13 protein-coding genes are annotated in these 17557 nt (G+C 69.2%); 5 read left to right on the forward strand and 8 right to left on the reverse strand.

Annotation, left to right across the window (positions count from 1 at the left end; translation table 11 throughout):
- Positions 1 to 337: 337 nt before the first annotated feature.
- Genes ABT313_RS16135 through ABT313_RS16145 form a run of 3 tightly spaced genes read right to left on the reverse strand, consistent with a single transcriptional unit; the run spans position 338 to position 6365 of the window.
- Positions 338 to 4834, reverse strand: coding sequence for an FtsK/SpoIIIE domain-containing protein (locus ABT313_RS16135; protein ID WP_350853415.1), 4497 nt, complete (start codon positions 4832 to 4834; stop codon positions 338 to 340).
- Positions 4825 to 5868: a hypothetical protein gene (locus tag ABT313_RS16140; protein ID WP_350853418.1), complete on the reverse strand. Its 1044-nt coding sequence runs from the start codon at positions 5866 to 5868 to the stop codon at positions 4825 to 4827. Before ABT313_RS16140 ends, ABT313_RS16135 begins: the two co-directional genes overlap by 10 nt.
- Entirely contained in the window at positions 5865 to 6365 is a 501-nt protein-coding gene (locus ABT313_RS16145; protein ID WP_350853421.1) for a sigma-70 family RNA polymerase sigma factor, read from the reverse strand. The genes ABT313_RS16140 and ABT313_RS16145 overlap by 4 nt, the downstream gene beginning before the upstream one ends.
- 337 nt (positions 6366 to 6702) lie before the next feature.
- On the opposite strand from ABT313_RS16145, the gene ABT313_RS16150 reads away from it, so the two are divergent.
- Positions 6703 to 7560 (forward strand): ricin-type beta-trefoil lectin domain protein, encoded by an 858-nt coding sequence (locus ABT313_RS16150; RefSeq protein ID WP_350853424.1) that lies wholly within the window; start codon positions 6703 to 6705, stop codon positions 7558 to 7560.
- On the opposite strand, the gene ABT313_RS16155 is transcribed toward ABT313_RS16150, so the two are convergent.
- Together ABT313_RS16155 and ABT313_RS16160 are read right to left on the reverse strand one after the other, a co-directional pair.
- Positions 7557 to 8459, reverse strand: coding sequence for a 1,4-dihydroxy-2-naphthoyl-CoA synthase (locus ABT313_RS16155; RefSeq protein ID WP_350853427.1), 903 nt, complete (start codon positions 8457 to 8459; stop codon positions 7557 to 7559). The two genes, ABT313_RS16150 and ABT313_RS16155, sit on opposite strands and share 4 nt — an antisense overlap.
- Positions 8460 to 8473: 14 nt before the next feature.
- Positions 8474 to 9487, reverse strand: a complete 1014-nt coding sequence (locus ABT313_RS16160) for a LacI family DNA-binding transcriptional regulator (protein WP_350853430.1) — start codon at positions 9485 to 9487, stop codon at positions 8474 to 8476.
- A gap of 144 nt (positions 9488 to 9631) precedes the next feature.
- Here ABT313_RS16160 and ABT313_RS16165 point away from each other — a divergent pair, with 144 nt between their 5' ends.
- Together ABT313_RS16165 and ABT313_RS16170 are read left to right on the forward strand one after the other, a co-directional pair.
- Complete coding sequence (locus ABT313_RS16165) at positions 9632 to 11560, forward strand: Xaa-Pro dipeptidyl-peptidase (RefSeq protein ID WP_350853433.1); 1929 nt, start codon at positions 9632 to 9634, stop codon at positions 11558 to 11560.
- Between the two features lie 180 nt (positions 11561 to 11740).
- Positions 11741 to 12610 carry a hypothetical protein gene (locus ABT313_RS16170; protein ID WP_350853436.1) on the forward strand — a complete coding sequence of 290 codons (870 nt, stop codon included), beginning with the start codon at positions 11741 to 11743 and terminating at the stop codon, positions 12608 to 12610.
- A gap of 123 nt (positions 12611 to 12733) precedes the next feature.
- Here the strand turns inward: ABT313_RS16170 and ABT313_RS16175 are convergent, their stop codons facing one another.
- Positions 12734 to 13660 carry a helix-turn-helix domain-containing protein gene (locus ABT313_RS16175; protein WP_350853439.1) on the reverse strand — a complete coding sequence of 309 codons (927 nt, stop codon included), beginning with the start codon at positions 13658 to 13660 and terminating at the stop codon, positions 12734 to 12736.
- A gap of 129 nt (positions 13661 to 13789) precedes the next feature.
- On the opposite strand from ABT313_RS16175, the gene ABT313_RS16180 reads away from it, so the two are divergent.
- Positions 13790 to 14119: a PadR family transcriptional regulator gene (locus tag ABT313_RS16180; protein WP_130445805.1), complete on the forward strand. Its 330-nt coding sequence runs from the start codon at positions 13790 to 13792 to the stop codon at positions 14117 to 14119.
- Positions 14116 to 15348: an HAAS signaling domain-containing protein gene (locus ABT313_RS16185; protein WP_350853444.1), complete on the forward strand. Its 1233-nt coding sequence runs from the start codon at positions 14116 to 14118 to the stop codon at positions 15346 to 15348. The genes ABT313_RS16180 and ABT313_RS16185 overlap by 4 nt, the downstream gene beginning before the upstream one ends.
- Here the strand turns inward: ABT313_RS16185 and ABT313_RS16190 are convergent.
- Together ABT313_RS16190 and ABT313_RS16195 are read right to left on the reverse strand one after the other, a co-directional pair.
- Positions 15345 to 15926 (reverse strand): GNAT family N-acetyltransferase, encoded by a 582-nt coding sequence (locus ABT313_RS16190; RefSeq protein ID WP_350853447.1) that lies wholly within the window; start codon positions 15924 to 15926, stop codon positions 15345 to 15347. The two genes, ABT313_RS16185 and ABT313_RS16190, sit on opposite strands and share 4 nt — an antisense overlap.
- Positions 15927 to 16558: 632 nt before the next feature.
- On the reverse strand, positions 16559 to 17452 hold the full coding sequence (locus ABT313_RS16195) for an adenylate/guanylate cyclase domain-containing protein (RefSeq protein WP_350853450.1): 894 nt from the start codon (positions 17450 to 17452) through the stop codon (positions 16559 to 16561).
- Positions 17453 to 17557 lie beyond the last annotated feature (105 nt).

The raw sequence follows: 17557 nt of genomic DNA on the forward strand, positions 1-17557 counted from the left end.
GCGAGGCACCGGTTGGCGGATCTGCACCACTCATCAACCTCGCCGGGGCTCGTCGGCCCATGCTCAGCTTGCGGCCAGCACCGGCCATGGTCGGGGCTTACTGAGTGCTGCCGGTCCGGCCCACTGGCTCATTGCTTCGAGGGACCCTCGCAAATGCTCCGTTGGCTTCCCCGGCGGTGCCGGTAGCTCTAACTCCCTGTCGCAGTCGGCGACGTATGTGCCCGCACGCTGACGTATGCGCCTACAAACCTCCAGCTGATCGCCAGAACCAGCCACCACGCTATATTCCTCTTCTCTTTCTTTCCTTCCTCTTCTTTCGTCTTGTTCGTCGTTCTCGTTACTGCTGGAGCTTCAGCACCGTGAGGGGGATTTGGACGGGGACGGGTTGGGAGGCGGGGCCGGTGGTCCAGGCTCGGCCTTGGCGGGGGGTGGAGCGGGTTATGTTGGCGCCTAGGCGGACGCCGATGAGTTCGCCGTCGCTGAAGGAGCGGGCCTCTAGCAACAATCCGCTGCGGGCCCGCCGTGCCGCCGACGCCCAGCCGCTCATGCCGGACTGGAAGCCGTCCGTGGTCGCGCCGAACACGAGCGCCAGGCCCTGGTCGCGCCCCGAGACCACGATGTCCTTCAGCAACTTGTCGGCGGCCGACGTCATCACCAGGTCCGCATCGTCGATCATCACGACCTTCGGCCCGGCAGGCAGTTGCTCCAGCGCACCACGCAGTACGTCCTCGGACGGGTCCGACTGGTCCATCAGCATGACGTGCGGGTGCCGCGCCAGCATCCGCAGCGGCGACTCGCGGGGCGTGATCACCACCAGCGAGGACCCACCGGCGAGCAGCGATACCGCCAGGCACGACAACGCGTTGCTTCGCCCCGATCCAGGCGAGCCGAGCACGACGTACGACGACCCCACGCCGGCCAGGTCGATGCCGATGGCACCAACCTCGTCCCCGCCGATGCCGATCAGGCCCCACTGCGGCCGCCGATCCGCAGCCGCGACCTGCTCATAGGCCCCAGCAAACTCGATTGCCGACGGCAACTCCGCGATCCGGAACGGCCGCCGTTCTGCCGCCACCCGAGCATCCCGCTTCACCGCATCGGCAGCGATCGCGGTGATCGCATCGACCTGCTCCGCACCACCACCAGCCGCAAGCACCGCGACCTGCGTCTCCGTCCCGGTCAACACATGCCAACCGCGCCCCGGCGCCACGTTCGACGGGATCTTCGTCCGCAACCCGACGCCCTGATAGTCGGTCCGATCGGCCTGTCGAAGCAGCAGTTTGTGATCGTTGTGCGACGCCAGCCGCCCACCCAGCAGCGACCGCTCGGACGTGGCAATCACGTGGATTCCCAGACCGGCACCCTCGCGCAGCAACCGCATCACGTCCTGCTGCAGGTGGTTGTGATCGCTGTCGTCCAAAGACGCAGACAACGCGTCCCACCCGTCGATCAACACAATGACGTGAGCCGGCCGCAGGCTCTTAGGCAGCGCCTTGCGCAGCTCGTTCAACCCAGCCGCGTGGTGTTTGCCCGCCAGCTCCTGCCGCGAGCTGAGTTCCTGGTTCAGCTTGCGCAGCAGCCGCGTCATACGCTCCATGTCGTGCCGCGAGACGATCGCACCGCAATGCGGCAGCTTCTCCAGCGGAGTCAGCCCACCACCCGCAGCATCGATGCCATAGATGTGCAGATCGGCAACACTCAGGTACTTCGCTGCCGAGCCGGCCATCGTCCGCAACGTCTGCGTCCGCCCCGACCGCGGCGCCCCGATCACGTACAGATGGCCGAACGTCTCGAAGTCCAGCCCGGCGACCCGCTGCTGCTGGAGCGCCGGAATATCCTCGAGCGCGTACGGCGCGAACATCGGCGTCGCACTGGTGTCGGGCAGCTCGTCGAGCAGGATCTGCGCCCCGAGCGCCGGCTTCCACGGCTGCGGCTGTACGGCGAGGTCCGGCAGCTCCGCGGCCGCCGCGCGCAACGCCTGAACCAGCGCCTGCAGATCAGTTGGCGCAGGCGCCGTCGGCTGATCAGAAGGCTCAGGCTCCGAGTCCCGGTCAACAGCCTTCCCGAGATCCGTCCACGGCAGATCGGTCACCGACATCCCGGCTGGATCGGCCGGACCGGCCGGTTCCTCCACGTCGTCGGTCCGCGCGGCCCCGACCCACGCGGTCTGGAACAGGTCCGCCAGCCGCGGTCTACGGCGGATGAGCGCCCGCCCCGGAATCCCCGGACTGATCGACGCGGCCTCGTTCACGTCGACCACGTCCTGGCTCTCGGCCTGGTCGGTGACCCGGAGCGCGATGCGCAGGTTCGTGTTCGCCCGGATGTCCCCGGTCACCACACCGGCGGGTCGCTGCGTCGCAAGGATCAGGTGGATCCCGAGCGACCGGCCGCGCTGCGCGATCCCGATCAGGCCCGGCACGAAGTCCGGGATCTCCCGCACCATCGCGGCGAACTCGTCGATCACCAGCAACAGCCGCGGCAACCGCGCCAGCTCCGGATTCGCAGCCCGCTTGGCCTGATAGTCGGGCAGGTCCTTGGCGTCGGCCGCGGCGAGAATCCGCTCCCGGCGCCGCAGCTCGGCCTCCAGCGACTCCAGCACCCGCTCGACCAGGTGCGCGTCGAGGTCGGTGACCATGCCCAGCGTGTGCGGCAGCCCCGCACATTCCTTGAACGCGCTGCCGCCCTTGTAGTCGACCAGTACGAAGGTCAGCTCGTCCGGCCGGTTGGCGACCGCGAGCGACGCGACCATCGTCTGCAAGAGCTCCGACTTACCCGATCCCGTCGTACCGGCGATCAGGCCGTGCGGGCCGTCGGCAACCAGATCGACGGTGAACTTCCCGTCGAAGTCGCTGCCGAGCACGAACGACGTACTCGCGGGCCGGCGTCGCCAGCGGGTCACGATGTCGTCGGGCAGCGGCGGCTCGAGATCCAGCTCGTCGAGCAGCTTCACCATCTTCGGCAAGCCGGCGTCGTGATCGGGGCTGACGTCGCGGACCGGCGCCAGCGAGCGCGCGATCTGTTCGCACCACTCGGCCGAGACCAGGTCGGCGCGGACGTTCTTCTGGTCGGGGATCCCAGGACGCCGTACGACGAGCGTCTCGTCCTCGGCCAGGACGACGCCGCTGCACTCCTGCGGCAGCAGCCGCTCGTCACGATCGAGGCAGACGGCGTACACCCCGACGGCCGGCCCTTCGTTGAGCACCTGCACGAACCCGGGTACGTCGCGCAGCCGGCGCGACCCGTCCGCGATCACCATGATCTCGTTCTCGAGCATCGGCTGCCGCTCGCTCGAGGCCTCCATCCGCCGATGACGCCCCTGCACCTGCGACACCAGCTCGCCGATCCGCGCCGCCGTCGTCGCCTCGTCGTTCGCGATCAGCACCGCCGCCGGAGCCTTGTCCGGCCGCAATTGCGGCAACCACCGCACCCAGTCCCAGTCCTCAACCGTGTCCGCATCAGCCAGTACGACGATCCGCAGCGACTGCGGCGAATGCAGTACGGCGGCCTGCACCGTCAGCCAGCGCGCCAGCCCGCGCACCGTCGAAGCCGGTCCGGCGATACCGAGTACGCCATGCCCACGCAGCGGTACGGCGATCGGCGCGTCCGGGATCGTCCACCGGATCGTCCGGTGGTTCTCCTCCCGGCCCTGGTCGTCGAGCTCCTTCAACGACGCCTGGTCCGCGGTCCCGACCCGCAGCAGCAGGTAGTCCGGGTCGTGCCGGCGGCGTTCCCACAGCCGGCTGCCCGGCCGGGTCGCGAGCTGCGCGATCCGGACCGGGTCCGGCGCCGTCAGATTGCGGATCACCCGCTCACGCGCGACCGCGACGGCGATCTCCTCGTCGAGCGCGGCCTTGCGGGCGAAGTACAGCTGCCGGGCCTTGATGTGGTCGACCCGGTTGGTCTTCCGGCTGGAGAAGAAGTTCATCCCCATCATCATTGGGCTGACCAACGTAAAGACGAGGAAGTAGTACGAGTTGAACAGCGCGACCATGACGAGCCCGAGCACCAACGGCATCAGCACGACCGGCCACGGGAACGGCCGGTTCGACGGCGGCGCGGGCGGCGGAGGCAGCCGGAGCTTCTCCTCGTCCAGGTGCGGTGCGAGCCGCGGCGGGCGGTTGTAGTCGAGCGTGAACCCGTCGTCCGCGACGCGGATCGCCGCCATCGGCTCGAGCTCACCGCTACAGCGCAGCAACACCGGCCCGACCACGAGGTCCTCGTCCGGCGGCCACTCGCTCAGCTGGCCGACCGGCACCGTGCCGGGATCGACAGTCCGCTGCGGCTCGGGCTCGGCCTCCAGTTCTTCGTCGCGCGACCGAGTTGCCGCGGTCGCCGCGTCATCCGCCGGCGGACCGATCCGCCGACTCAACACCTCGCCGCCGACATCCGCAGTCCGGTGCCAGTACGCCTCGCCGCTCGCCCCAACCGTGACCCACAGACCACGAGCGGGTACGCCGTCCCCCTCAAGCCTGATCGCGCACTGCGGATCAGCGCCGATCTCGTGGCTACCCGGCCCGACCCGCCACACCCGCCCGGCCTGCGGACCGGACACGGCATGCAGCTCGACGACAACCGGCGCGTGCCCCTCCGGCGTGCCCTGCAGCAGATCGGGTACGTCGACCGGTCCGCCGACTCCGATCACGCGGCCCTCGCGGACCCCGGACCGGGACAGCGGGACGCTCGGGTCGAGGCGCTTGCGACCGAGGAACAGCGACGTACCAGGCTTGCCCAGGCCGTCGGCGAAACCGGCGACGGACAGGCCGCGCGGAACCCGTACGATCTTGTCTGCCCGGGCGCCGGAGCGGGACTCGACCGTGGTCAGGTTCAGCTCCACGATGCGGCCTTCCCCTCGTCTTCAATCAGCGCGGAGACGCCGACCGTTCCGGCCGGCACGTCCAGGTCGCTCAGGTCGTCGGCGCTCACGGCGGCCGGGCTGAACGGCACGCCGCTCTCGAACTCGTGCGGCGGCAGTCGCCGGATCGACCGCGCGACAGCCTTTGCCAACGGCAACGGATCGATCCGCAACCACGGCGCGGCACCGAGCAGCCGCAGGCTCTGGTCAGGCATTGCCTCCAGCAACCGACTGCTGCCGCGAGCGACGCCGAGACTGAGCATCCGCCGACCCGCCGGCAGTGGTCCCGCCAACGGTCCCGCACCGACGACGAACCACGCGCCCAACCGTCGCGCAGCCTCCTCGAGCGGCATCCCGTCGTGCTGCGGATGGATGCCCTCAGCAACTTCGATCGCCCCGACCGGCAGTCGTACGTCGAGTTGCGCAGCCATCGCCTGCACCACCGCACGCGCCGTCCGGTCCACGCCGTACACCGAAAGGGTGCGCGGGCCGGAGAGCAGGTCGAGCATGATCACGTACGTACCACCGGTGTCCGTGCCGACGCAGACCAGCAGCGGCATCTCCCGCACCGAAACGCTCTCCGGTAGATCCGCGCGGTTGATCCACCACAGCCGCGGATCCTGCGGGTCGGCGCTCCACGGCCGTGGCGGCTCCAGGTCGGAGGCTCCTGCGACCAGTACTCCGATCCGCTGCTTCGCCAGCGCGACGGCGTACGGCGCCATGCCCGGGCTGATACCGGCAGCTGCGACGATCGCGCGTTCGGCCTCCGCCCAGCCCTCGCTGTCGCGCAGAACCTGGATGAGCACCCGCAGCCGACGACGGTAACGACGCCGCGCGGCGACGGGTTCGACGAACGCTCGCACGGTCTGCCTGATCTGGCGGCTGATCCAGCCGAGCAACTTCTTCCAGCCGCCGAGCCGGCGAACCACGAGATTGACCAGGATGATGACGGCCAGCGCGATGCCGATGTACCCCAGCACCCCGCGCACACCGCCGCCCCCGAACGCCGAGTTCATGCCGCCACTCCGGCCCAATCGGCGCGGTCGAGCTCGGCCCGGATCAGCCGGACGGCATTGTGCGCCCGCGACTTCACCGTCCCGACCGGTACGCCGAGCACCGCCGCGACCTCCTCGCCGGCGTGGCCCAGCAGATGGACCCGGGCCAGCACCTCGCGATGCGCCGGCGACAGCCGCTGCATCATCTCGACCAGCACCCGGCGATCGATGACCTGCTCGGCCGGGTCGGGCTGGCTCCGCGGCTCCTCGAGCTCGGTCGCACCGAGCCCCACGGGTACGGCGCGGCCGTCCCGGCGGTGGTGATCGATGACCAGGTTGCGGGCGACGCGGAACAGCCACATCCGTACCGGCCGGTCCTGCCAGTCGATCCGGTCGGCCAGCTGCCACGCGCGCAGCAACGTCTCCTGGACCACGTCCTCGGCGGCATGACTGTCGCGGCCGAGGATGCTGCCGACGTACCGGCGAAGGCTTTCCCGTTCTGCCAGACAGAGCTCCATGACGGTGGTCCGGCGGGCTCGCTCGTCGATGATGGATCTCCCTCGTGGGCGGAACAAAGCGGAGAACCTGGCTTGGCTCAAAATAGGTTGAGAACGCTCTCATGACAACGCCAATAGATGAACACTCAGCAACAATCTGATCTCATGCAGTGATCGGAGTCACCTTTTCGCGCGACGTTTGACGCCGGCGGGGTGGCCGGGTGATCCTCGGCCTGACACGCTCACCGCCCTTCCGTCCCAGAGCACAGGAGCTGACGTGCGGTCACGCCGATCCCCCGGTTCAACCCGGTTCGCGGACACCTTCGCCAGTCGCCCAGGCCTGCCCCGGGTCTGCCGGATGCCCGACCGGCGCGCCTGGTCGACCGCCGCCGTCGTCGCCGCGATGGTCGGCGGGATCGTGATCGGCGCCACCGCGATCACCGGCGGCGCGCACGGCCCGACGACCACCACCGACGTCGCCTACGTGCCGCAGAGCCGGCCGACGGTGACGCCTACCGTCACGCTCACTCCAACACCTGGAATGGTCACCAAGACCATGACGGTGAAGGGCGATCCGCAGCAGGTCGTGAAGACCGTCGTGATGCCCGGCGTCACGATCACGCTGCCGCCGACCACGGTCACCGCGAAGCCGCCGCTGGCCGGCAAGCCCCCGACGGCAACCGTCACCACGACTGCCACGGCGACCACTACCGCAACAACGACGGCGACCGCGCGCACGACGACCACCACGACGGTCAGCGCGAAGCCACCGGCCAAGACCACTGCACCGCGCGGGGCGACCACCCAGGGACCGCCGGCCGTGGCCAGTGCGCCGGTAACCCTGCTGAACAACGGATCCGACCGCTGCATCGACGTACCGAACGCGTCGAACGGCATCGGCAAGGACGGAACACCCTTGCAGGTTTGGGATTGCAACCGCGGAGCCAACCAGGAGTGGGTCTTCCAGCCCGACGGCACGGTCCGCTCGATGGGGTTGTGTATGGACCTCGCCTGGGCGTCGACCGCCGACGGCACTCAGGTCCAGCTGGTCGACTGCAACGGCGGCTGGGCCCAGAAGTTTGCCCTCAGCAACCAGAGCGAGCTGGTCAACCCGAGCGCCGGCAAGTGCGTCACGGCCGATGCCGCCGGCAACGGAGGCCGCCTCACCCTACGCGGCTGCACCGGCGGCACCAACCAGAAGTGGCACAAACCCTAGAAAGCGTAGGGGTACGGCGACCAGTCAGGGTCACGCTTCTCGAGGAACGCGTCGCGGCCCTCGGCAGCCTCGTCGGTGCCGTAGGCCAGGCGCGTCGCCTCGCCGGCGAACAGCTGCTGGCCGACCAGTCCGTCGTCGATCTGGTTGAACGCGTACTTGAGCATCCGCTGCGCGGTCGGCGACTTCGCGCAGATCTTCTTGCCCCACTCGAGCGCGACCGCCTCGAGCTCGGCGTGCGGGACGGCCTTGTTCACCATGCCCATCCGGTACGCGTCCTCGGCGGAGTACTCGTCGCCGAGGAAGAAGATCTCCCGCGCGAACTTCTGTCCGACCTGCCGGGCCAGATACGCCGACCCGAACCCGCCGTCGAACGACGCCACGTCCGCATCGGTCTGCTTGAACCGCGCGTGCTCAGCCGAGGCCAGCGTCAGATCCGCGACCACGTGCAGGCTGTGCCCGCCGCCCGCGGCCCAGCCGGGAACGACGCAGATCACGACCTTCGGCATGAAGCGGATCAGCCGCTGTACTTCGAGAATGTGCAGCCGCCCCGCGCGCGCCGGGTCGATCGAGTCCGCCGTCGTACCCTCGGCGTACTTGTAACCGTCCTTGCCGCGGATCCGCTGATCGCCGCCCGAGCAGAACGCCCATCCGCCGTCCTTCGGCGAGGGACCGTTGCCGGTGAGCAGCACACACCCGACGTCGGGCGACATCCGGGCGTGGTCGAGGACGCGGTACAGCTCGTCGACGGTCTGCGGCCGGAACGCGTTGCGTACTTCCGGCCGGTTGAACGCGATCCGCACCACGCCGGCGTCGACTGCCCGGTGATAGGTGATGTCGGTCAGCTCGAAGCCGTCCACCTGCTTCCAGGCCGACGGGTCGAAGATCTCGGAGACAGTCACCCCGAGAGCATATTTCAGGCCTTTGCGGTGCTTTCCCGCAGTACTACTTCGGCCTTGAACGTCTCAGTCGTCACGTCGCCGCCCTCGATCGCGAGCTCGAGCGCGCGCCGACCCATCTGCTCCAACGGCAGCCGTACTGTCGTCAGACCAGGCCACACGTCGCGCAGCGTGGCGATGTCGTCGAATCCAGCGACGCCCAGCCGGCCCGGTACGTCGACACCCCGCGTCCGCAACGCGGACATCGCGCCGACGGCCATCACGTCGTTAACCGCGAACACACAGTCCATGTCGGTGTGCCGATCAAGCAGTTGCCCGGCCGCGGCGTACCCGCCGTCGCGGGTGAAGTCACCGGCCTCGATCGCTACCGGCTGCAACCCCGCCTCGGCCAGCCCTTCGACGAATCCGGCCCGCCGATCGCGCGCCGTCGCAAGCGTCTCCGGACCACCCAGTACGGCGAACTTCCGCCACCCCAGCGCGACCAACTCGCGGGCCAGCTCCGCCGATCCGGTGCGGTTGTCGGGCTCGACCGTGTGCGCCGGCATCCCGGACTGACTGACCAGTGCGAGACCCGCGCCGGAGTTGAGGAAACTCTCCACCTCGGACGCCGTCCGGGACAGGCTCTCGGCATCGGTCCGCCGGCTACCGATCATCACCGCGGCGCGCGCTCGTTGCGCCCGCAACGACGACAGGTAAGCGATCTCGCGGTCGGAGTCGCGGAAGGTGCTGGCCATCATCACCAGCAGGTTGCGTTCGTCCGCGGCCCGCATCACGCCGTTCGCGATCGCGGCGAAGTACGGATCCTCGATGTCGTGCACCAGGATGCCGACGACGTTCGTCGACGACTTGGCCAGGGCCTGCGCCTGGGCGTTCGGCGTGTAGCCGAGTTCGTCGGCGGCGGCCTTGACCCGCTCCTGCAGTTCCGGACGGGGAACGCGGTCCCCGCCGTTCAGCACGCGGGAGGCGGTCGCGACCGACACGCCCGCACGCTGTGCAACGTCCAGCAATGTCACTGGTGCTCGCAGATTCACTGGCCTACCCTTTCGTGCGTCCCCCCGGGGGCGGTGGCGGTCACCCTATCGAATCGCCCGTTCTCACGCTGAGTATCGGGCAGGTCGCTGCCAATCTCGGCAGAACCTGGCGTTGCGGCGCGCGAGTGACTAGCCTTCCCAGCCATGACGACCGTCCGCGCCAGGGTGACGATCCTGGTCTCGTCCGCCGTGCTCAGCCTCGCGACCGTCACCGGTCCCGCCGTGGCTGCCCCCATCCCTGACGGACCCGCTGCTGCCCCGTCAGCACCCAGTGTGCCGCAGCATGTCGACGCGCGCACCAAGAGCACGCAACCGGTCTACGACTACGCGAACGCGACCCGCGAATCCGTGTACGTCGACACCACCATGGACACCGACTCCGACGGCAAGGACGACGTGATCGCGGTCGACATCGTCCGGCCCACCGAGCCCGCGCTCGCCGGGGTGAAGATCCCGGTGATCATGGACGCCTCGCCGTACTACTCCTGCTGCGGACGCGGCAACGAGAACGAGAAGAAGACGTACGACGGCGACGGCGTGATCCAGAAGATGCCGCTGTTCTACGACAACTACTTCGTCCCGCGCGGGTACGCGATGGTCGGCGTCGACATCCTCGGCACCGGACGGTCGACCGGCTGCGGCGACGTCGGCGGCCGCGACGAGATCCAGTCCGTGGTCGACGTGATCGACTGGCTGAACGGACGCAACACCGCGCACGATGCCGACGGGCAAGCGGTGAAGGCGACCTGGACCACCGGCGCGGTCGGGATGATCGGCAAGTCCTACGACGGAACGCTCGCGAACGGCGTCGCCGCGACCGGCGTGAAGGGCCTGAAGACGATCGTGCCGATCTCGGCGATCTCGTCGTGGTACGACTACACCCGCTCCGGCGGCGTTCCGTACTCGGACGACTACATGCCCTGGCTGGGCGGGTACGTCGGACACGACAGCCCCGCGTGCGACGACGTACGCGGTGATCTCGGTGACAACGATGACGATGACACCGGCAACTACACGGCGTTCTGGTCCGAGCGCGACTACACCAAGGACGCGTCGAAGGTGAAGGCCTCGGTCTTCATGACGCACGGGCTCAGCGACTACAACGTGCAGACCAACCACTTCTCGCAGTGGTGGTCGGCACTGTCGCGCAACAACGTGCCGCGCAAGCTGTGGCTCGGGCTCGAGGACCACGTCGACCCGTTCGAGTTCCGCCGGGACCAGTGGGTCGACGAGCTGCACAAGTGGTTCGACTACTGGCTGCAGGGCCTGCAGAACGGCGTGATGAAGGAGCCGGCCGTCTCGATCGAGACGACACCCGATGTCTGGCGCAACTACAAGACCTGGCCGGCCGTGAACCGGCCGACGTCGGTGCCGCTGTCGGTCGGCAAGCTAGGTGCCGCGGGCAAGGGTTCGCTGATGATCACCGACGACCCCGACCTGACCGAGGACGACATCGTCGCGGATCCGACCGAGGTGATCGCGGGCCGGCAGATGTTCCTGTCCGCGCCGTTGGCCGCCCCGATGCGGATCAGCGGTACTCCGTCGGTCACGCTCCGGGTGAAGTCCGACTCCGCGACGACGCCGATCACCGCCCGCCTGATCGAGTACGGCGACGGCGAGCGGTACTCCGGGATCCGTACCACCGACGACAGCACCTGCGAGGGTTCGAGCACCGACTACGACGACAGCTGCTACTTCACCGTCGACAAGCTCACCACCCAGAGCGACCACGGCATCGTCAGCCGCGGCTGGATCGACGCCGCCCACAGCAAGTCCCTGTCGAACCCGACCCCGCTGACGCCCGGCAAATGGACCACGGTCAACGTCCCCCTCCGCGCCCAGGATCAGATCATCCCCAAGGGCCGCGTCCTGGGCCTCGCGGTGACCCTCTCCGACACCGAGTGGACCAGCCCCAACGACACCGGCGCCACCATCGACATCGACCTGACCGGCAGCAAACTCAACGTCCCCGTCACCTCGGGCAAGATCACCGCCCCCACCCAACTCCACCCCATCGACGTAGACATCACCACCCCCACCCAACGCCCCAACCTCCACGACCCCAAGAACTAAACCCGGCCCCGGCTCCGGCCCGGTCCGGTCCGCGGCCGTTCGTCGAGTCGTGGAATTCGGTTAGAAAAATCTGCCTCGATCCACGACTCGAGGTTGGGGGTCGGAACCATTCGCCACGACTCGGCGAGGCCTGTGGATAGGCGGCGTCGCCTGGTCGGGGAAAGTTTGGAGAATGGCCGGGTGTTGTTCACGGCGGCGGACGCGCGCGCCGCGGGGATGTCCCGCGGCGTGCTGCGCGGGGTGCGTTACCGGCGCGTGCTTGGATCCGTGTACGTCGCTGCGCCGGTTGTGATCACGCCCCGGTTGCAGGCTGAGGCCGCGTTGTTGCTGACGCCCGGTGCGGTCGTGAGCCACCACACCGCGTTGAGCCTGTGGACCGCCAATGCCCGCCCCGACGGCGTCGTACACGTGACCGTGCAGCGCGATCCGCACCGGGCCCTCCCGCGGGTGAGCGGCCTGCGCGTTCACGAAGTACAACGCCTCGAAGGCGAGCTGCGGGACGGGCTGCAGCTGACCTCGCCCACCCGCACCTTCCTCGACCTAGCGGCGTACTGCGACCTGACTGAGCTGGTCTCCGCCGGAGACGCGCTTGTACGACGTACTGCCGCGGAGCCGGAGCGCTTGGTCGAGATCGCATCGGCGACCACCGGCGTCCGCGGCATCCGGCTCGCCCGGCAGGCAGCGGCATTGGTCCGGAGCGGAGTGGACTCGCCGATGGAGTCCCGGCTGCGACTGCTCCTCATCCTCGCCGGACTCCCCGAGCCCCGCGTCGGCCACGTCATCTACGACTCAGCCGGCGGCTGGCTGGCGACGCCCGACCTGAGCTACCCGGAGCCGGATCTCCAGATCGCGATCGAGTACGACGGGAAGCACCACCACAAGGACGCTCGCCAGTGGCGGCAGGACATCCGACGTCGCGAGAACCTCGAACGCGAAGGCTGGCTGGTCCGCGTCATCACGGCGCACGACCTCCTCCAGACCCCCGGCACGGTCATCGCCCGCATCTCCGAGGACCTCCACGCCCGCCGCCACCCCGGCCTCGCCGCCTAACCCGCCGAGTCGTGGCGTTTGGTCCCCGCCCCCATCGCCGAGTCGTGGCGTTTGGTTCGTGCCCCCACCGCCGAGTCGTGAAAATCGGCAAGAATTCTTAGCCGATCTCCACGACTGGGCGGATTACTTGCCTTCGGCTACGAACTGCATCGGGTCGCCGAAGCCCAGGTCCTGGATGCCGGCGGAGTAGAACGCGCCGATCAGCAGGGAGCGGCGGTGGGCGGCGAAGGTGAGGACGTGGGCGACCATGCCGCCGTACGTGAAGACCCGGGGTGGTTCGCAGGTGGTGTCGACGAAGCTCTCGTCGAAGCGGCCGTCCTCGTTGAGTTGGTTGACCAGCGCGACGAAGCGTGAGCCGGCTTCGGCGTGGCGGGTGCGGAGTTCGGAGATCGGGGTGGTGACCCCGCGACCGCATTCGGGGACCTGGAACGGGCGGTCCTCGACGGACGCGAGCCACATCTCCTCCTGCCAGACCAGCCGGTCCAGCAGGTACCGGATCGAGATGTCGTCGTCGATACCCTCGACGGACAGCTCGATCGGGCGGTTCAGTACGGCGGCGTCCAGGCGGGCGCCGCGTTCGATCATCTCGCCGGTCAACCAGACGTGATGCTCGACCATTCTGACCAGTACGTCCATCCCTCTCACCTTTCTACGTGCCGGCAGCCGTAGCCCGGCCGGCGGCTGGAAATGCACTCCACTCGGCGCCGTCAGGAAGAACACCCGCGACGCTTCCCGTCGCCAGTCCCGCGGCGACATCCCATAAGCCCTGGCGAACGCCCGGGTGAACGCCTCGTGCGAGCCGTACCCGGCCTCGACAGCAACATCGAGTACGGCGATCGGCTCGGTCAGCAACCGGTATGCCGCCCGCTCCAGCAGCACCCGCCGCCGGAACGCGAACGGCGACTCGCCGGCCACCGCACCGATCACGCGGTCGAAGTGGAACCGGGACAGGTGCACGCGCTCCGCGAGCCCGGCCCCGTGCACCGACTCGCAGGGCCCGGCCATCCCGGCCGCCACCACCGCCACGAACTCCTCGAACACATCCGCCATGACCACCACTGTGCCCCCATCCACCCGTCGCCGACTTGATCGAAATTGCGGAACCATCAGACTGGTTACCGCAGTACTCCGCAGTGTGTAGTACTGTTCTGCGCGGAACACCTGCGTGGAGGAGACCTGATGGATACGAGCCAGCTGCTCAAAGGCGTCCTGGATCTCGCGGTGCTCGCCGTACTGCGCGACGCCGACGGCTACGGGTACGACGTACTGCGCCGGCTGCGCGCGGCCGGGCTGGAGGACGTGGCGGACGCGTCCGTGTACGGGACGCTGCGCCGGCTGTTCGCGGCCGGCGCGCTGACGTCGTACGTGCAGCCGAGTGAGGAAGGCCCGCACCGGAAGTACTACGGGCTGAACAAGACCGGCCGCGACCTGCTGGCCCAGTCCACGAAGACCTGGAACCACTTCGCCGACACGATGTCGGTGCTGCTGCTGGAGAAGGAGGCCGCGTGAACAGCACCCTGACCGGAGCGGTCGCGCTCTACCTGGCCCAGGTGCGGGCTCAGCTCAACGATCTGCCGCCCGGCGAGCTGGAGGACGTGCTGCAGGACGTCAGCGGTCACCTGACCGAGGTTGCGGCGGAGTTCGGCGCGGAGCCGACGCTCGCGGACCTGCAACAGCGCCTCGGCACGCCGGCGCAGTACGCCGATGAGCTGCGGACCGCGGCCGGTTATCCACCGCGGACCTCGCCCGTCAGCCAGGACGATCTGAACGCCGGCTGGAAGGCTCTGCGCTGGGGGCTGATCTCGGCGACCGGCGGACCGTTCTTCATTGCCGTCGGCATCTTCGCGTGGTCGCGGGACGAGACCACCTTCTTCGGGCTGCTCGGGCTCGGGATCCTGTTCGTCGCGGCGTTCCTCGGCGTCCAGGCGTTGCGCGGTCACGACCCGCGGATCGTGCTGGACACCCCGCGGGGAGCGCGCGGCGCGGCGGCGATCCGCGGGTGGATCGACCAGATTCCGCCGAACATCCGGCACGAGCTCGTGACGATCGGGCAGCCGGTGTGGTGGGTGGTTCGCGGCGTGATCGGCGCGGGCGGGTTCTTCGCGCTGTTCGGGGCAGCGTCGGTGACGGTGGTCGGGGCGGTCGCGGGCGCGGCGGTGTCGATCTGGATCGGCCGGAAGACGCAGCAGGACCGGCGGTGGCTGTGGTACGTCGTACCGCTCAACGTCGTCGCGGCGATCGTGGTGCCGTCGTTCCTGGCGGCGGCGTACGTCGGGGCGTCGTTCGGATTCCTCAACAACTACAACGATTATCGCGGCAGCTCGTCGCACTACAACCCGCCGTCCAACGGGCTGATGCTGAACGGGACCCCGATCACGAACATCTACCCGTTCGATGCCCAGGGCAAGCAGGTTCCGGTCCGGCTGTACGACCAGGACGGGAACCCGATCAGCCTCGAGCAGCAGGACTGTGCGACCAACTACGGCACGCAGTCGCGCGACACGACGAGCAACCTGTTCCCGCAGGCCGTCGTCGTACCGGACGAGAACGGCGACAGCGGGCCGGACAACTGCACGGACACCACCAAGGCGCCGTTCGTCCCACCGCCGGCACCCGCCACCCGCACGACCCCTCCGCCGACTGCTGGCCCGACACCGACGCCGACGCCCGGGAAGACGCCGACCGTGAAGCCGAGTAAGCCCGCGGGTCCTACCCTGACCGTGCAGCCGACGCGCTAGCGCATCCCGGCCGCGGCGACTCGGCGGTACGTGTAGCCGAGTCGCCGGTAGACCGCGATCGCCGCAGCGTTGTCGCCGTCCACCATCAACGCGACCCGCCCGTGCCGCTTGACCAGCTCAGCCGTCACGAACCCGCACACCTGCCGCGACAACCCCTTGCCCCGGGCAACAGGATGCGTCGCCACTCCCGCCAGGAATCCAACCTCCGGCGCACTCCACGCATCAGCCGCGATGCTCAGCAGCTCACCGCGCTCCCCGGTCACGGCAGCCCACCGCCGTACGCCGGGATGCCCCGGCCACGCGTACGACTTGGGCGACGCCTCGGCGAGCAGGTCTTCAACACCGCCGTCCCCGTCCAGCCAGGCAGCCGTCGTGGTCAGATCCGGCACCTCGGACGCATCCATCCACCCGAACGACGCCGAAAACACCAACCCCGGCACCCGCTCCGCCAGCCCCCGCACCAACTCCTCATCCCCGAACGGCCGATACGACGGGCCGACCTCCCGCAGTACGTCCCGCACCAGCGGCGCCGCATCCCCCACCGGCCCAATCACCGCGAGCCGATCATGCTTGGACACATCAGCCGAGGCAACCGCTACCGCGCCCCCCAACCCCCACGCCCGCACCCCCGCAGCAAACCCCTGCGCCGCCCACTCAACAACTGAGTCGCTCCCGCTCACCAGCGACAGGTCAATCGGCGTCCTGATCTCCCGCACATACCAAACCGTATGTCATGCAGTTGACGAGTAAACAACCACCATCCCCGCGCCGCCCCAAACCCATCACCAACCGCGCGACCCCGCGAGGTTGGGGAGCATTCTGTACCGATTCGGGCACAGGATGCTCCCCAACCCCAGCAGTGCCACGACCTGGAGGGACAACCCGGGACGCGAATCGCGCCGGAGCGCAGTCGCCCCGGGTGCGGGGATGCACGGGGTGCGCTGGGCACGGGGTGCGCTGGGCACGGGGTGCGCTGGGCACGGGGTGCGCTGGGCACGGGGTGCGCTGGGCACGGGGTGCGCTGTGCGCTGGGCGCGGTGCGCGGGGTCGCGCTGTGCGCGGTGCTCGGGGTCGACTGGTACGCGGGGCTGTCGAGGTGCGCAGTGCGCCCGGGCCGGCTGTTGGTGGGGGTGCCGGAGGGCGTCCGCCCGGGACGCCGTGGGAGCTGGAGGGCCTGGGCTGGCCTGGGCTCAGCTGGGCTGGGGGAAAGTTAGGGGGTGTGCGCGCGTTGGAGGGCGTAGGGGACCAGGTGGCGGTAGCCGCGGACTGAGACTCGGCGGAGGCGGTGGAGGTTGTAGGCGGGGTGGCCGTCGAGGGCGGCGGCTAGTTCGCGGTCGGCGAGGACGCGGCCGGGTTTGCATTCGGTGGTGAGGCGAGCGGCGAGGTTGACGACCTCGCCGTACACGTCGCCGAGGCGGATCAGGATCGTGCCGTACGCGAGCCCGATCCGCAGCTCGGGGAGTTCCTCGTCCGCGTTCACGGCGTCCTGCAGCGCGAGCGCGACCGCCGCGCCCTGGGCGGCGGTGTCGGCGACGAAGAGGACCTCGTCGCCCATCGACTTGATCACCCGGCCGCCGTTCAGCGCGACAACGTCGGCCGCCGTACCCTCGAAGCGCTCGATCAGTTCGCCGAGCTCGGCCTCGTTCAGACGGCGGGTCAAGCGGGTGTAGCTGACGATGTCCGCGAACCCGACCGCCCGTACGCCGCGCGCGAGCTCGTCGGAGCCGGCCACCGACCGGCCCGCCGCGGCAGCCAGGTGGCGGCGCCAGACGTAGGTCTGCAAGCGTTCCATTGCCGGCAGCAACAGTGCCGCGACCTCGATCGCCTCGTCCGCGGACAGCTTGGCACTCCCCAGGAAATCGAGGAACATCGCGGACTGCCAGGACGCCAGCCGGGACTGCGTCTGGCCGAGCTTGCGTGCGAGCGAGGACTCCATCTCGGGCTCGATGAACTTGTCGTCCTCGAGCGCCGCAACCAGCCGCAACGCCTCGACGTCGTCGTCGGTGAACGCCACCTCGTCGTCCGGCACCGTCGCGAACCCCAGCGCGTGCCACATCCGCTCAGCCCGCTGGATCGAGATCCCGGCCCGCTCAGAAACCTCCACCCGCGTGAACTTCCGCTCCCCACCCAACAACGTCCGCTCAAACTCCCCAGCCAACCCCGCCAGGTCCGGCGCCCCAGCCTCGGTCTCGGCCGTGGAGTCTGGGGT

The sequence above is a fragment of the Kribbella sp. NPDC000426 genome (assembly GCF_040300265.1).
Taxonomy (GTDB): domain Bacteria; phylum Actinomycetota; class Actinomycetes; order Propionibacteriales; family Kribbellaceae; genus Kribbella.

Coding starts and splice junctions, on each gene's coding strand:
- ABT313_RS16140 (WP_350853418.1), bottom strand. CDS start 5,868: ATGAACTCGGCGTTCGGGGGCGGCGGTGTGCGCGGGGTGCTGGGGTAC.
- ABT313_RS16145 (WP_350853421.1), bottom strand. CDS start 6,365: ATGGAGCTCTGTCTGGCAGAACGGGAAAGCCTTCGCCGGTACGTCGGC.
- ABT313_RS16150 (WP_350853424.1), top strand. CDS start 6,703: ATGCCCGACCGGCGCGCCTGGTCGACCGCCGCCGTCGTCGCCGCGATG.
- ABT313_RS16165 (WP_350853433.1), top strand. CDS start 9,632: ATGACGACCGTCCGCGCCAGGGTGACGATCCTGGTCTCGTCCGCCGTG.
- ABT313_RS16175 (WP_350853439.1), bottom strand. CDS start 13,660: ATGGCGGATGTGTTCGAGGAGTTCGTGGCGGTGGTGGCGGCCGGGATG.
- ABT313_RS16180 (WP_130445805.1), top strand. CDS start 13,790: ATGGATACGAGCCAGCTGCTCAAAGGCGTCCTGGATCTCGCGGTGCTC.